Annotated in this window: 10 protein-coding genes; 6 read left to right on the forward strand and 4 right to left on the reverse strand. The window is 69.0% G+C overall.

All coding sequences use genetic code 11. From position 1 onward, the window contains the following. The first annotated feature begins 32 nt into the window (after window positions 1-32). A complete protein-coding gene (locus C8263_RS15935; RefSeq protein ID WP_107139126.1) occupies window positions 33-1,202 on the forward strand; it encodes an ATP-grasp domain-containing protein in 1,170 nt (389 codons plus the stop codon). Window positions 1,203-1,314: 112 nt separating this feature from the next. On the opposite strand, the gene C8263_RS15940 is transcribed toward C8263_RS15935, so the two are convergent. Further along, complete coding sequence (locus C8263_RS15940; protein ID WP_146160726.1) at window positions 1,315-1,863, reverse strand: hypothetical protein; 549 nt, start codon at window positions 1,861-1,863, stop codon at window positions 1,315-1,317. Window positions 1,864-1,997: 134 nt separating this feature from the next. On the opposite strand from C8263_RS15940, the gene aceE reads away from it, so the two are divergent. Together aceE and aceF are read left to right on the forward strand one after the other, a co-directional pair. Beyond that, entirely contained in the window at window positions 1,998-4,727 is a 2,730-nt protein-coding gene (gene aceE / locus C8263_RS15945; RefSeq protein WP_107139128.1) for a pyruvate dehydrogenase (acetyl-transferring), homodimeric type, read from the forward strand. An 85-nt stretch (window positions 4,728-4,812) separates the two neighbouring features. Continuing rightward, entirely contained in the window at window positions 4,813-6,597 is a 1,785-nt protein-coding gene (gene aceF, locus C8263_RS15950) for a dihydrolipoyllysine-residue acetyltransferase (protein WP_107139129.1), read from the forward strand. A 319-nt stretch (window positions 6,598-6,916) separates the two neighbouring features. Here aceF and C8263_RS15955 read toward each other — a convergent pair whose 3' ends face one another. Continuing rightward, window positions 6,917-8,332 (reverse strand): CbiX/SirB N-terminal domain-containing protein, encoded by a 1,416-nt coding sequence (locus C8263_RS15955; RefSeq protein ID WP_107139130.1) that lies wholly within the window; start codon window positions 8,330-8,332, stop codon window positions 6,917-6,919. A gap of 292 nt (window positions 8,333-8,624) precedes the next feature. Here C8263_RS15955 and C8263_RS15960 point away from each other — a divergent pair, with 292 nt between their 5' ends. The 3 genes from C8263_RS15960 (at window position 8,625) to C8263_RS15970 (ending at window position 11,701) form a co-directional block, all read left to right on the forward strand. Continuing rightward, window positions 8,625-9,050: a hypothetical protein gene (locus tag C8263_RS15960; RefSeq protein ID WP_107139131.1), complete on the forward strand. Its 426-nt coding sequence runs from the start codon at window positions 8,625-8,627 to the stop codon at window positions 9,048-9,050. 117 nt (window positions 9,051-9,167) lie between these two features. Beyond that, window positions 9,168-10,253, forward strand: a complete 1,086-nt coding sequence (locus C8263_RS15965; protein ID WP_107139132.1) for a M20/M25/M40 family metallo-hydrolase — start codon at window positions 9,168-9,170, stop codon at window positions 10,251-10,253. Between the two features lie 98 nt (window positions 10,254-10,351). Continuing rightward, on the forward strand, window positions 10,352-11,701 hold the full coding sequence (locus C8263_RS15970) for a S41 family peptidase (protein WP_233218859.1): 1,350 nt from the start codon (window positions 10,352-10,354) through the stop codon (window positions 11,699-11,701). A 518-nt stretch (window positions 11,702-12,219) separates the two neighbouring features. Here C8263_RS15970 and C8263_RS15975 read toward each other — a convergent pair. After that, complete coding sequence (locus tag C8263_RS15975; RefSeq protein ID WP_503487468.1) at window positions 12,220-13,425, reverse strand: MDR family MFS transporter; 1,206 nt, start codon at window positions 13,423-13,425, stop codon at window positions 12,220-12,222. Between the two features lie 259 nt (window positions 13,426-13,684). Then, window positions 13,685-15,862, reverse strand: coding sequence for an APC family permease (locus tag C8263_RS15980; RefSeq protein ID WP_107139133.1), 2,178 nt, complete (start codon window positions 15,860-15,862; stop codon window positions 13,685-13,687). Window positions 15,863-16,103: the final 241 nt, after the last annotated feature.

Consider the following 16,103-nt stretch of genomic DNA (forward strand, 5'->3'; position numbering starts at 1 on the left):
CTGCGTACACTGCCCGTGATGACGCGCCGCCTGTGGTTCCCCGCCTCATCCTGCTGGGCGCCGCGCACATGAAGGCAGGAACGCGCGTGCTGATCACGGGTGCGCGGGCGCCGGTGGCCCTGGACCTCGCCCGCGCGCTGCGGGCCGTGGGCGCTGAGGTGGCCCTGGCCGATTCGGTCACGCCCTTTGCAGCCCACCTGTTGCGGCCCCGGGTGCCAGTTCACCGCCTGCCCCCACCCCGGCGGGCCTTTGCGGCGTTCCGGGCGGCGCTGCTGCGCCTGCTGAGCACCGAAGCCTTTGATCTGGTGGTGCCCACCTGCGAGGAGGTCTTCTGGCTGGCCGAAGCCGCCCGGCGTGACGGCTGGGCCGACCGGCTGCTGGCCCCGGACCCGGCCACCCTGCGCGCGCTGCATTCCAAGGCCCTGTTTCCCGAACTGGCCCGCGCCGCTGGGGTAGACGCGCCGCAGACCTGGGTGCTGGCCAGCCCCGCACAGGTGCAGGCGCTGCACCCGGAGGGCCTGATCTTCAAGCCCGAGTTCTCACGGTTTGGTGCCGTGCGGCTGGGCGGGCCCGGGGCCGCGCCCACTCCCGCCCGCCGCTGGGTGGCCCAGGAACGGCTGGTAGGCGAGGAACTGTGCGTGTGGTCGGTGGCCCACGGCGGCGAGCTGGGCGCCTGCGTGGTGTACCGGCCCACGCTGCGCCACGGAGGCGGGGCCTCATACGCTTTCGAGGCGGTGGATCGTCCGGCCGTGGAGGCGGCCACGCGCGCCCTGGTCCGGGCCACTGGGGCCACGGGTCAGCTGTCGTTCGACCTGATCGTGACGCCGGAGGGCCGGGTGGCGCCCCTGGAGTGCAATCCGCGCGCCACCAGTGGCCTGCATCTGCTGGACAGGGCCGCGCTGGGCCGCGCGGTGCTGGGGGCCGGGCCGGTCCCGGCGCCTACCCCGGGCACCCTGCGGTATCTGGCGCCGGCCCTGGCGGTGCTGGGTCCGGTGGGCGCGGTGCAGACCGGGGCCATACGGCCACTGCTGCACACCTGGCGGGCCGGGCAGGATGCTGTGGGCTGCCCGGGCAACCGTGCCCCGGTGGCGGGCGCCCTGCTGGACGCGGCGCGCTTTGCCCTGAGCGGCGCGCTGGCCGGCCGGAGCGCCGTCGCCCAGTCCACCGCCGACATTGAATGGAACGGCGAGGCCATGCCGTAAGCGGCCCCGGGCTCTGGTGCATGTGCACGCCACTGCCTCGCTGGTCTTTTCGCGGTGCGGACTGCCGTTCCCGGGTGCCCCCTTGTTCCGGGCCAGGGGGGCCCAGTCGCCATCAGGTTCTTTCCAGCGTGGCGTACAGCCCTAACCACGTCTCAAAGGGTTGGGGCACCCAGGTCACGAACGGCAGCAGAGGGGTCGCCGTCTGAAGGAGCAGCCCGCGCCGGGCCACTTCCCCGGCCACGCGGGCCACCACCCCCTCAAAGTCCATTTGTCTGTCGCCTTCGGGGTTTAGCAGGCTCAGGCCGGTCCAGCGCTCCACCCGCCGGAAGTCCGGTTCATTGATGCGGTACAGGTCCTCGTACAGGATGGTCTGGGTGGCGGCGGGACCACCTTCACGCTGGCGGGCGAAATACTGCACCGGGGGGTAGCAGTCGCGGTCCACCATATTCACCCGGGCGCCGCAGCCCCCGCATCCAAAGCCGCCCACGTGCCCGTAGCGGCTGCCGTGATACAGAAACGGCGTGTGAGGGAGAAACCCGCAGGCTGGGCAGTACTGCAGGATGGGGCCAGCCGTCATCATCACCGAGGGCTGCCGGGTGCGGACGGAATGGTAGAGGGTAACCATGCGGCCCAGCATCCCGCCCCGGCTGCTCTCCAGCATGAAGAAAGGCCCAAGGGGCAGCCACGCTGAGGCGGCGGGCCGCGCCGCTGCGAGACATTCACGCGCGCCAGTGGTGAATCCCCCGCCCTGGCGCTGTTGGAAGTGGGCAAATGCGCGGCCTATGCTGAAGTCCTATGACCAAAACGCCCCCGAACCGGCCGCCCCGCGCGGCCATGAACGCGCAGGAGCGGCAACAGCTCAACAGCGTGGAAACCCAGGAGTGGCTGGACTCGCTGGCGTACGTGTTTGCTGATGCCGGGGACAACCGCGCCGCCGAGCTGCTGGAAGAGCTTGACCACTACGCCTACTTTCACGGCGCGCCCATCACCTTTAAGCAGAACACCCCCTACATCAACACCATTGATGTCGAGGCCCAGCCTGAGTACCCCGGCGATGTGGAGTTGGAGCGCAAGATCCGCAACATCATCCGCTGGAACGCGGTGGTCATGGTCATCAAGGCCAACAAGAAGAGTGACGGCATTGGCGGCCACCTCAGCACCTACGCCAGTGCGGCCGAGCTGCTGGAGGTGGGTTTCAACCACTTCTTCCGGGGCCACGGCGCCGGGCAGGACCGCGACCTCGTGTTCTACCAGGGCCACGCCTCGCCCGGCGTGTACGCCCGCTCGTTCCTGGAAGGCCGCTGGGACGAGGGCCGCATGAACCGTTTCCGGCGCGAGCTGCAGGCCGACGGCGAGGGCCTGTCCAGCTACCCCCACCCCTGGCTGATGCCGGACTACTGGGAATTCCCCACCGTCAGCATGGGCCTGGGGCCCATTCAGGCCATCTACCAGGCGCGCTTCATCAAGTACCTGGAAAACCGCGGTCTGAAGCCCAAGGGCGACGCCAAGGTCTGGGCCTTCCTGGGTGACGGCGAGATGGACGAGCCGCAAAGTATCGGCGCGATCCGCTTTGCCTCCTACGAGAACCTGGACAACCTGATTTTCGTGCTGAACGCCAACCTGCAGCGTCTCGACGGCCCGGTGCGCGCCAACTCCAAGGTTATTCAGGAGTTCGAGGCGCTCTTCCGCGGCGCGGGCTGGAACGTCATCAAGGTCATCTGGGACGGCAAGTGGGACGAGCTGCTGGCCAAGGACTACAACGGCCACATCGTCAAGCGCTTCGAGTTGCTGGTGGACGGTGAGTCTCAGCGCTACGCCGCGTTTGGCGGTAAGGAGCTGCGCGAGAAGTTCTTTAACACACCGGAACTCAAGGCCCTGATTGAAGACTGGAGCGACGCCGACCTGGAATTGCTGAACCGCGGCGGGCACGACGTGCACAAGATCTACGCCGCGTACAAGGCCGCCACCGAGCATCAGGGCAGCCCCACCATCATCATTCCGCGCACCATCAAGGGCTACGGCCTGGGCGAGAGTGCGCAGGCCCGCAACGTGGCCCACCAGGTCAAGAAGCTGGATTTCTCGACCCTGAAGAACCTGCGTGACCTGCTGGAACTGCCCCTGACCGACGAGCAGGTGGAGCACATGGCGTACTACCACCCGGGCCCTGACAGCCCGGAAGTGAAGTACGCCCTGGAACGCCGCGCCGCGCTGGGCGGCCCCGTTCCGGCCCGCAAGGTGGAGTACCCGCACCCCACGATTCCCAACGGCGAGTTCTACGAGGAATTTGCCAAGGGCAGCGGCGACCGGCAGGTCAGCACCACCATGGCCGCCGTGCAGATCATCTCCAAGCTGCTGCGCGACAAGGAAATTGGCAAGCTGATCGTGCCCATCGTGCCCGACGAGGCCCGCACCTTCGGCATGGACGCCCTCGTGCCCCGCATCGGCATCTACAGCCCGCGCGGTCAGACCTACACCCCCGTGGACTCCGGCAGCCTGATGGCCTACAAGGAAAGCGTGGACGGCCAGATGCTGGAAGAGGGCATCACCGAAGACGGCGCCATGGCGTCCTGGATTGCCGCGGGCACGGCCTACGCCAACCACGGCGTGCCCACCATTCCCTTCTTCGTGCTGTACTCCATGTTCGGCATGCAGCGCGTGGGTGACCTCGTGTGGGCCGCCGCCGACCAGCGCGCGCGTGGCTTCATTCTGGGCGCCACCGCCGGGCGCACCACTCTGGCCGGGGAAGGGTTGCAGCACCAGGACGGCAACAGCCACCTGCAGGCGTATGTGGTGCCCAACCTCAGAACCTACGACCCCGCGTTTGCCTACGAGCTGGCGGTGATCATCGAGCACGGTATTCAGCGGATGTACGTGGACGGTATGGACGAGTTCTACTACGTCACCATTGACAACGAGAACGAACTGCAGCCCGCCATGCCCGCCGACGGCCGCAGTCACGAGGAGATCCGCGAGGGCATCATCCGCGGCCTGTACCGCTACCAGAAGTCGGGCAACACCAAGGCCAAGCTGCGCGCGCAGCTGCTGGCGGGCGGCCCGGCCATGGGCGCCGCGCAGGCGGCTGTGACCACGCTGGAGAAGTACGGCGTGGCGGCCGACCTGTGGTCCGTGACCAGCTACAAGGAACTGCATCAGGACGCCCTGCTGGCGCAGCGCCACAACATGCTGCACCCCACCCAGGAACCCCGCGTGTCCTACGTGGCCTCGCAATTGACCAAGGAGAACGCCCCTGGCGTCCTGATCTCCGTCAGTGACTACGTGAAGCTGGGCGCCGACGGTCTGAACGGCCACTTGGACCGCAAGCTGTGGACCCTGGGCACCGACGGCTTTGGCCGCAGCGAGGCCCGCGAGGAACTACGCGACTTCTTCGAGGTGGACGCCCGCCACATTGTGCTGGCCACCCTGTACGCGCTGCAGCGCGACGGCAAGGTGAAGGGCGAGGTGGTGGCCAGCGCCATTGCCGACTTCGGCATTGACCCCGAACGCGAAGCGCCGGTCTTGCGGTGATGGTGAATGGTTGACGGTTGATAGAAAGAACTGTCAACCATCAACATTCAACCATCAACTTTCTACATTCTCCGAAGGAGAACATATGACCACAGAACTGAAACTCCCCGATGTGGGCGACAATATCGAGCAGGGCACCGTGGTGACTGTGCTGGTGAAAGCGGGCGATACGGTCACGGCCGGGCAGCCCATCATTGAGATTGAAACGGACAAGGCGGTTGTGGAGGTGCCGGCCGAGAGCGGCGGGACCGTGGCGGCTGTGAACGTGCAGGTGGGCGACACCGTGAAGGTGGGCGGCGTGATTGCCACCCTGGGCGCTGCGGCCAGCACAGGCACCGAGGCCAGCGCCGGGCAGACCCCGGCCCCCGGCACCCCCTCCGCCGAGCCGGATGCCCCGGCCACTGCCAGCGATCCTGCCACCGCCAACCGCGTGGCAGCGGCCCAGCTGGAAAGCCAGAAGGCGCAGGCGGCCCCTGCTCCATCAACGGGCAACCAGCCATCATCCACCGCCATCACCCTGCCGGATGTGGGCGACAACATTGAGCAGGGCACGGTGGTCACGGTGCTGGTCAAGCCCGGCGACAGCGTGAAAGAGGGCCAGCCTGTCATCGAGATCGAGACCGACAAGGCCGTGGTGGAGGTGCCCGCGAGTGCAGGGGGCACCGTGCAGAGCGTGAACGTGAAGGTGGGCGATACGGTGAAGGTGGGCGGTGTGATCGCCACCCTGGGCGGCGGGGCCAGTACGGCGGCGTCAGCGGCGGCCCCCGGCACCCCGGCCCCGGCGTCTGCCGCCGCGCCGGACGTGTCCAGCCTCAGCACCCAGGTCCCCCGGCCCCCGGGCGCGGCCAGCGTGTCCCCGGAACGCGCCCACCCGCCCACCCAGGCCCCCGGCGCCGAGCGGCCCTATAACACCCAGAGTTACGATGGCCGCCCCATCATTCCGGCGGCGCCCAGCGTGCGCCGACTGGCCCGTGAACTGGGCGTGGACCTGCGCGGGGTGCAGGGCAGTGGCATCGCCGGCCGCATCAGCGAGGAAGACGTGCGCCGCACCGGCGGTGCACCCACCGGGGCCGCGCCGGCCCCGGTGGATGCGACTGGCGCTGCGCCGGCTGCTGTTGCCGCCGCTGCACCGGTCACGGCCGCCGCACCCCTGCCCGACTTTGCCAAGTGGGGCCCCGTGACCCGCGAGGACATGAGCGGCATCCGCAAGGCCACCGTGCGCTCCATGACGGCCAGCACGCAGATTCCCATGGTCACGCACTTTGACAAGGCCGATGTGACCGTGATGGAAGAGGTGCGCAAGCGCTACGGCGCCCGGGTGGAAAAGGCGGGCGGCAAGCTCACCATGACCCACATCCTGATGAAGGTGGTGGCGAATGCCCTGCGCAAGTTCCCCAAGTTCGGCGCCAGCCTGGACCTGGAGAACAATCAGGTCATCTTCAAGGACTACGTGAATATCGGCGTGGCGGTGGATACCCCCGTGGGCCTGCTGGTGCCGGTGGTCAAGGACGCCGACCGCAAGAGCATCACCGACCTGGTGCTGGAACTCTCAGAGCTGGCCGGCCGCGCCCGCGAGCGCAAGCTCAAGCCCGACGAGATGCAGGGTGCCACCTTCACCATCTCCAACCTGGGCGGCATTGGCGGGCACGCCTTCACGCCCATTGTGAACAGCCCCGAGGTGGCCATCCTGGGTGTCTCGCGCGGGGGCATGGAGCCCGTGTGGAACAAGGAAACGGGCACCTTCGAGCCGCGCAACATGCTGCCCCTCTCGCTCACCTACGACCACCGCCTGATTGACGGTGCCGACGCCGCGCGCTTCGTGCGCTTCATTGCCGAGAGCCTGGAAGACCCCTTCTTGATCTCGCTGTAATTTGAATAAAGAGTGCGGCCCCTGACCATCTGGCAGGGGCCGCACTGGTTCTGGGATGGCCGGCTGGGGAGAACTGAACCGCAAGCACGGCGCCGTCACTTCTGTGCAAGGGGTGCCGGTGGCGTGCGCTGATCACCCTCACACGGACGGCGGTCCATTTCTGAAACATCGGGGAAGAAGGGAGATGGTCCCCGCCTCGGCACTGTTCCAGCCCAATGCCCAGAGATCCGCATTTGTTCCTGCTCTGCGGCGTAGTTCTGCGAATCTCTCCAGTCGGAAACACTCCGTCATGCGCTTACGGAATGGTTCGGAATCCGTATCAGTGGTCGTGGCTGTGGCCGCTGCCCGCGCCGCGTTTGCCGCTCACTTCCTCGCGCACCTCGGCCACCACGTAGGTGCAGGCTTCGGCGCAGGGCAGGCCGCCGGGCACGCCGTCCAGGAAGGAATGGGTCAGGCGCTCGCCGGCCCACAGGCGAGTGCGCAGGCAGCCGCTGCAGATCTCCTGGGCCACGTGTTCCACCTGTGCGGGCGTGGCGCGCTGCACCTTGGCGTAAATACCAGTCTGGCGCCGCGCGGTGGTGGGCCAGGGGGTATGGCGCAGGGCGTGACAGGAATGGGCGTACGTTTCTTCCACCACCGCCGGGTACAGGTAATGCACGGCGCGGCGCAGATCAGCCTCGTTCAGCACGGCGCGCCAGCCGCGCGGCAGGTTGCGCAGGGTGTGGACCGGGCGGTGCTCGCCGCCGTCGGTAAAGCGCACGCGGTCGCGCACCCCCTCGGGCGTGACCAGGGTGGTCAGTTCGCCGCCCGGCAGGCCCTCGTCCAGCATGTGGCGCAGCTCGAACACGCCCAGTTCCGGGGTAATCACGGCTTCGCCCACCCGCAGGCCCCGGCGGGCGCGGTCCATGAACGCCTGCCACGCGGCTTCGTGGCCCCGCTCATGGTCGCCCTGATCCCCGGCGCCGTGGGCTTCCTCGGCCAGCTGCACAATCACGTCGGCCACCGCCGCGTGGGTACCCACGGGCCTCGCGTAATAGACCTGCTGCGCGCCGTGGGGATTGTCCGGGAACTCGGTCACGGTGCCGCTCAGGCCCATGTCCTCGGGAATGGTTTCCAGGGTGTGCCAGCCTTCACTGGCAAAAAAGGGCACCACCACCACGCGCGGGGCGCGCACCACGTCCGGCCACGTGCCCACCTTGGGGTCCTCGTCCAGAAACAGGGCGTGGACCTCGGCAAAGTGGCCGCTGGCGCGCAGCACCTCGGCATTCTGGTAGATCACCTTGTTGCTGTTCTCGTTGCGCGTGGTGCCGTGGCCCAGCACAATCAGCGCGGTGTCCTGGGGGCTGGCGTCGGGCAGGACCTCGCGGGCGCGGGCCAGAATCACCTCGCGCATGCCGGGGTGCACGCCGTAGGGCAGCGTGTAGCGCACCGTGCGCCCGCCGATCACGCGGGCAATGCCGCCCTGGGGCACCGGCCCCTGGTGGCCCAGCCCCATCTCGCGCGGAATCACCGTTTCGGTGAAATACCCCTCCGAGATGAACATGGGAATTACCGTGACATCCGTGCTGGCTGTGGTTTTCAGCACCTGCCGCAAGGACGGTTCCTCTTTCCAGTAGCCCTCGATCACCTCGTCAAACAGGCCCCGGGCCCGCAGCAGTTCCGCGTAGCGGTAGACCGCCACTGCCGATTCCCCGTTCAGGTGAGAGCCGTGACCAATCAGCACCAGTGAGCGCATATGGCGCCGACTGTAGCGGAGCGCGGGGCGGGGGATTGTCCCAAAAGCTTGGAAGTGGGGAAAGCGGGGCGCAGGAGGCGGTGCGCGGGAAGGGCGGGGCTTGACAGGGCCACTGGGCCGCATGAGGCAGCCACCCGGCCACCCGGCTCCCTTCCTCAACTCTGCTGAAGGCCCCCCTCACGCGCGCGGGTGCCGGGCTTCGTAGGGTGGGGCCGTTCCTTGACAGGACTGTGGCGGCCCCGGGCACTGGGCCTGGGCGCGCCGCGTCCCCCTTATTGACAGGAGGTTTTCCATGTTTTTTCAGCAACGTGACCGGCACGAACAGATGGCCCGCCTGGACCCCCGCGACACCAACGCCGACGGGCAGGTGAGCCCCCAGGAAGCCGCCGCGTACATCCGCGACTACCTGGACAACGCCTCGCCGCAGGAGCGCGACCAGATCATGCGCGAGTACTTCGGGCAGATGAGCCCGCAGGAGCGCCAGCAGATGGGCGACGCCATTGTGCGCAGCCCCGCCAACCCGGTGCAGAACGTGCGCTATGACGACGACAACGACCTGATTGACGCCTACACCCGCACCGCCCAGGCCCCGGCGCAGAACGGCAAAAGCCCCCTGGAAGCGGCCTTTGCCTCGGGTGGCATGCTCAGCAGCCCGCTGGTCAAGGCCGGATTGGTGGGGCTGGCCGGCATGATTGGCAGCCGCATGCTCAGACGGTAAGCAGGGCCCGGGAGGCGGTGCGCGGTGAGAAAGCCGCGCGCCGCCCCTTGTTGTGCTGCCCATGCACCCCGGTGGCCTGCGCGCACCGCCCCGCACAGCCCACTACAATGGCCCGCAATGCCTCTGTCGTACCTCACCCGCATTGCCCAGACGCCCGCGCCCACCTTTGCCGAAGGAACGCGGGCGGACCTGATCTCGGGGTTGTGGGCCGAGCTGGGGTACGCCACCGAGCGTGACGAGGCCGGCAACGTGCTCACCCGCCTGACCCCTGCGGGCACCGAGGGCCGCCCGGCCCTGCTGCTGGCCGCGCACCTGGACACGGTGTTCGAGGCCGGCACCGACGTGACGGTGCGCGAGGAAGGCGGGCGCCTGATTGGCCCCGGGGTGGGCGACAACAGCGCCAGCCTCGCGGTGGTGACTGCCTTGCTGCGCGATCTGCGCGGGGGCGCAGGGGTGCTGCGCCGCCCGCTGTGGGTGGCCGCCAACGTGGGCGAGGAAGGGCTGGGCGACCTGCGCGGCGCCAAGCACCTGCTGGCCGGGCACCGCGCGGCGCTGGGGGCGTTTGTGGCGGTGGACGGTTACCTGGGCATTGCGGTCACCCGCGCGGTGGGGGTGCGGCGCTACCGCGCGGTGTTCACCGGCCCCGGCGGACACTCCTGGGGCGACCAGGGCCCCAGCGCGCTGCATGCCCTGGGCCGCGCTATCAGCGCGCTGTACGCCCTGCACCTGCCGCTCAGCCCGCGCACCACGCTGAATGTGGGGGTGGCCGGGGGCGGCACCAGCGTCAACTCCATTGCGGGCACGGCCGAACTGCTGCTGGACCTGCGCTCGCTGGACGCCGGGGTGCTCTCGGACCTGGACAGCCGGGCCGTCTCGGCGCTGCACGCGGCGGCGCGGGAAGCTGGCGTGCGGGTGCACCTGGAACGGGTGGGCGACCGCCCCGGCGGCGACCTGCGCAGCGAGCCCCTGCTGCCCCTGGTGCGCGAGGCCGCCCGCGAAGGCCGCCTGGACATCCGCGTGGCTTCCAGCAGCACCGATGCCAACGCGGCGGTGCCCCACGGCCTGCCCGCCGTGGCCGTGGGCGTGTACCGGGGCGGCAACGCCCACCGCACCGACGAATGGGTGCAGGCCAGCAGCCTGAAACCGGGCCTGCAGTTTCTGCGGCGCCTGGTAGAGCTGTACCAGCGCTCGCCCCTGGGCTAGGCCTGGAAAAAGCGCGTGTGGGTGCGCGCTTCCTGTGATGAACGTTGCAATTGTGCCCCACCAAATTCCCATCTGCCCGGCGCAGAATAGGGGGACCAATGAGTGCCCCTGCCTCCCAGATGCCGCCCCGCCCGGTCCGGCCTGCTTCCCTGCTCCTTCGCGCCGCGCGTGCGCCGGGTCTGGCCGCGCTGCTGCTGGGGGCGTCTCTGTTGCCTGGGGCAGCGGCGCAGGGCGTGGTGTCGCCCGCGCAGGCCGTTTTTAACCGGGTGAACCTGCTGATTCAGACCGAATACGGCGGCCTGTCCACCGTGGACCGCGAGGCCCTGACGCGCGAGTATCAGGCGCGACTGGACGCCGTGTGTGCGCCCAGTCCCACCACCTGCGACGAAGCCAAGGCCTACCCGGTCCTGGAAGCCGAGCTGACGGCCCTGGGCGACGACCACTCCTTTTTCCAGACCCCCGAGGATTACCAGGAATTCGTGGCCAGCGTCACAGGGGGCAACCGCCTGCAGTTTGGCGTGAAACTGGCGCGCCTGGACGGCCAGAACCGGGTGGTGACCGAGGTGGTGCCCGGCAGCGTGGCCGCCGAGGCGGGGCTGCGCCGGGGCGACGTGCTGCTGACCCTCAACGGCCAGCCGTATGTGTATGAGGACCTGCGCCGCGCCCGTGAAGAAGGCCGCACCATCACCCTGGGCGCCGAGCGTCAGGGCCAGCCGCTGACGGTGACGGTCACCGCCCGCGAGAGCAGCACCCGTGACCTGCCGCGCCTGAGCTTTGTGCCGGGGGCCGGCAGCAGCGAGGTGGCAGTGCTGCGCATTCCCACCTTTCTGTCGGGCGGGGGCGTGGCCCAGGGCGTGCACGATCTGGTGGGGCAGGCCCAGGCCCGGGGCGCCAGTGGCCTGATCGTGGACCTGCGCGGCAACGGTGGGGGCAGCCTGAGCGAGTGCGACAGCGCCGTGAGCGCCTTTGTGCCCAGCCTGACCCGGGTGGCGCGCAGCCCGGACGGCAACGCGCGCACCGTGGTCAGCCGGGGCACGCGCGTGGAGGGCGGGCAGCTGCTGGGCAGCGTGCGCAACCCCAACCTGTGGGCCGGCCCGGTGGCGGTGCTGGTGGACAGCGGCAGCGCCTCGTGCAGCGAATTCTTTGCCTTCGAGATGCAGTACGCCCGGCGTGGCCCGGTGATCGGTGAGGAAACGGCCGGGGTGGGCAACACCGCCACCCGCGTGTGGCAGGCCGGCGAGGGCGCCGTGCAGCTGACCATCCTGAACTACGCCAAGCCCGACGGCACGCCTTACCCCCAGAGCATCCAGCCAGATGAGGCGCGGGCGCAGGGCGAGGCCGAACTGCGCCTGCTGACCCAGGGCACCGACGCCCTGCTGCAGGCCGGGGTGCAGGCCCTGCAACGCGCGCCCACCCTGAGCCTGGACCCCTTCCGTTCCAGGCCCTGAGCCGCTTTCTGGCCGCCCCCGCACCTCAGCGGGGGCGGTTTGGCGTGTGACACAAACTCCGACTCCATCGCTTTTGTCAGCGATTCCATCCGAGTGGCCTCGGAGAGCGGCTTCGCAGGGCGAGCAGGAGAAACCCGTCTCTCCGGGCGGGGCGTCGGCACATCGGCTCTGTTCCGATGGGTCGGCGGAACAGACGGCAGACCGTATGATACGGCTTCCGAAAAATTCCGTAATGTGTTACGGAATTTTTTCGACCGGAGGGACTCGAAGAGCTGCGCAGCAGAGCAGGAAAGGTGCGGATTTCCGGGAATTGGGCTGGAACAGCGCCGAAGGCGGGGAACATCCGGCTCTTTCCTGGATGTTACGGAAATGGACGGCAGTCCGTATGACGCACTGCGGGTGGTCCGGCTGATCAACTTCACGCCGGGCCGTCCACTTCTTTGCTCCCCTATATATTTGCGCCGCTGTGCCAGCCCGCATAGAACCGCTTTCGCACCGCGTGGGGCTGGCGTCTGTCTTCAGCCCCGCTCCGGCAGCGTCTCCAGGCCGCGCAGCGCCCAGCGCAGGCCCAGGGCACTCAGCGCGCCGATGGCGGCCAGCACCAGCCAGGGCAGGGCCGGCAGGCCAGCAGCGGCGCCCGCGTCCACCAGGGCGCCGCCCAGCACGCTGCCCACGGCGCCGCCGGCGCCCAGGGAAATGGCCGCAAACCCAAAGTAACTGCCCACCCGCTCGGGCGGCGCAAAGCGTGCGGTCAGGGTCTGCTGGGTGGGATACACGATCATGGTGCCCAGGCTGTACAGGGCCACGCAGGCCAGCAGGGCCCCGAAGGTGTGGGCCAGGCTCATCAGGCCCAGGCTCAGGCCCACCAGGCTCACGGCGCCCACCAGGGCGGTGCGGGTGGACAGGTGGCGTTCGGTCAGGCGCAGCAGCGGGTACTGCAGCAGCACGGCCAGCCCCGCCGACAGGCCATACAGCGGGCCGGTGGCCCCGGGCCCGGCCAGCGAGACCGCCTTGAGGGTCACGGCCACGTTGATCTGCGTGCTGAGGATGAAATAGCCGATCAGGACCAGGGTAAAGCGCCGGAAGGGCACGTCCTGGGCGGCTTCCCGCAGCCCCCCCAGGCGGCTGCCGGGTTGCGCGGCAGGCCGCAGCCCGGGCAGGGTGAGGGCCAGCACGGCCCCGGCCAGCACATACACGCTGGCCGCCACCAGGGCGGCGGTGCGGAAGCCCAGCCCCAGCAGCAGCGCGCCCAGCAGGGGCCCGGTGACCATGCCCGCGTTGCCCGAGAGGCTGGTCAGGCTGAACATGCGGGTGTGGTGCTCGGGCCGGGTGACCTGGGTGATGGCGGCGCTCTTGGGGGCGTCGAACAGCCCGCCGCCCACGCCGGCCAGCAGCGCGGCGGCCAGCAGTTCGGGCAGCGTCTCAGCAAAGCCCATCCAGGCAAAGCCCAGCGTGCGCAGCGCGCAGCCCCACAGAATCAGGGGCCTGGGCCCCAGGCGGTCAGACCACGCGCCGCCAAACACGGTCAGGCCCTGCTGGGTCAGCTGGCGCAGGCCCAGCACCAGCCCCACGCTGGCCGCCGACCAGCCCAGCCCCCCGGGCCCGCTGAAGTGCACCGTGACCAGGGGAATCACCGCAAAGAAGCCGCCCCACATCAGAAAATTCGCCCCAATCAGGCCCAGCTGGGCACTGGAGGGGCGAAAGGGAACAGGAGCGGCGCTCACGCCGGGCAGGCTACACCCTGGGGGGGCCGCAGACCCCGCACCGTTTCCCCTGACGGGACGGCGCGGAGCAGCCGGGACTTAGACGGACGGCCGTCCATGTGCGTCACATCCGGGGAGAAGGGGGATGTTCCCCGCCTCCGGCGCTGTTCCAGTCCAGTTCCCGGACATCCGGATTCTTTCCTGCTCTGCTGCGCAGCTCTGCGAGTCCCTCCGGCCGGAACAATGCCGGAACACGTGGCGGCATTGTTCGGAAGCCGTCTTACTCTCCCACATGCACGCGGGGGCGGCGGGCCTCTTCGCGCTCGGCCACCCGCAGAATCTCGTGGGTGAGGGGCGGAATGTCGCCCTCGCCCGCCAGCAGGAAGCGCAGGGCGTTGACGGCCGGGCCCTTGGTGCTCCATTCGAAATACACGTGGGGCGGCACGCCGGTCAGGTCGCGCACATGCAGCAGCACGGCGGCCAGGGTATTGGGCACGCTGGAGCCGGTGGCGCGCAGAATCAGGTGGCTGCCCACCCGCACGCCCGTGACGTTTACGGCCGTGCTGAAGTCGCTGGCGTCCCGGATGGCCACCTCCAGAAACAGCGCGGCCTCGCCGGGGCTCAGGTGATTGCCCAGACGAACGTCCAGGGCCTTTTCGCGGTACTCCAGATCGTTGCCCTCGTCCAGATGGTTGGCGATAAAGCGCACCGGCAGGCCCCGGGCGCCCACCTCCTGCAGCATGGCCAGGGCAGTGTCGTCCAGCTTCACGCGCTGCACCCGCAGCTCGGTGCTGCGCCCGATGCGCGAGGCCACGCTGACGGCCAGAATGGCCCCGATAAACAGCAGGGCGATGTACAGGCCTTCTGGGCGCTCGCGCACCGTGACCACACTGGTGTAGATGAACACGGCGCTCACCAGCGCAAAGGCCGCCGCAGCGGCGCGGTGGCCCCGGCGCAGTTCGGTCAGGAACACTGCCACGGCCGCCGAGGTCATCAGGGCCAGCACGCCCGTGGCGTAGGCCCCAGCCTGGGCGTCCACGTTGGCCCTGAACAGAATGGTCACCAGCGCGCTGATGCCAATAAACAGCAGCACCAGGGGCCGGGTGGCGCGCGCCCAGTCCGGGGCCATGCCGTAGCGGGGCAGGTAGCGCGGCACGATGTTCAGCAGCCCCGCCATGGCCGAGGCCCCGGCAAACCACAGAATCAGGATGGTCGAGACGTCGTACAGGGTGCCAAAGCCCTCACCGAAGCGGTCGTGGGCCAGGAACGCCAGCGCGCGCCCGTTGGCCTTGCCGGGCGGGGTGTCCACCTTCACGGTGGCGGTGGGGCCAGCCGGGGTCACAGTCACGGTCAGGGGCACGGGGCCGCCCACCGTGTTCGCCTGCAGGGTAAAGGTGCCGGTGCGCCCCGGGGGTACCTGCAGGCTGTAGATGTCGCGTGGGCGGGTGGGGTGGTCCAGCGGCACGTTCACCACGGCGCGCCCGCGCTCCAGATCGGCGCTGCTGACCGCCTTGGTGACGCTGGTGGCGGCCCAGAACTCGTGCCGGGGGATGAGCAGCGTGGTCACCACCGAGGACGCCAGCAGCATCACCGACATGATCAGGGCGGCGCTGGTCAGCAGTTTCTTGGCATTGCGGATGCGGCCCAGGGGCTTGGCCGGTTTGTCGTCCGGGTCGCCCTTGACCAGCGGCATCACCACCACGCCGGTTTCAAAACCCGACAGACCCAGCGCCAGCGCCGGAAAGACCAGCAGCGCCGCGCCGATGATGGCCAGCGGCGATACGTACGCCTGCCCCAGCGCGCCCCACCAGCCGCTCAGCAGCTCTGGCTGGCGCAGAATCTCCAGCAGGCCGCTGCCCGCCACCACCACGCTCAGGCCCAGGTACAGCACCACGATGCCCACGGCAATGCCCACCGCTTCCTTGAAGCCTTTCAGGAACACGGCCCCCAGCAGTGCCAGCAGCACCAGCGTCACGCCCACCTGCCGGCCTTCAAGCGCCTCGTGCAGCAGCGGGTTTTCAATCAGGTGGGCGGTGGCGTCGGCAGCCGACAGGGTGATGGTGATCACGAACCCGGTGGCCACAAAGCCAATCAGGATCAGAACCAGAATCTTGCTGGGCCAGTAGCTCAGCAGCCGCTCCAGCATGGACAGACTGCCGTCGCCGTGCGGGCTTTCCTCCGCCACTCGGCGGTACATGGGCAGCGCGCCAAACAGGGTGACCAGCACCAGCACCAGCGTGGCAATGGGCGACAGGGCCCCGGCCGCCAGCGCGGCAATTCCGGGCTGATAGCCCAGGGTGGAAAAGTAGTCCACGCCGGTCAGGCACATCACCTTCCACCACGGCTGGGTGTGGTGCTGGGCGGCCACCTGCTGCTCTTCTTCGTAAAAGCCCTGGGGTTCAGGTTGATTGGTTTCCAGAAACCATGTCATGAACGGGCTGCGTTCGCCGGAGGCCATGACCGGCAGCCTACACCTGGACCGGGGGCGCGTGGATCAAGTCTCCGGGGCCGGGAAGGGGATTGCCTGTACAGTCAGGACCGCAGACCCAGCCAATGGCCCACAGAGGGTTCACGGTACTGCCACCAGTGCAGCGCCACGCTGGCCACAAGCAGGGCGCAGCCCAGGAAGAAGACAGTGGGCGAGGCCGCCGCAGCCCCTGGATGAGACAGCAGTGCCAAGACACTGCTGGTGATCTGAC

The sequence above is a fragment of the Deinococcus arcticus genome (assembly GCF_003028415.1).
GTDB lineage: Bacteria > Deinococcota > Deinococci > Deinococcales > Deinococcaceae > Deinococcus > Deinococcus arcticus.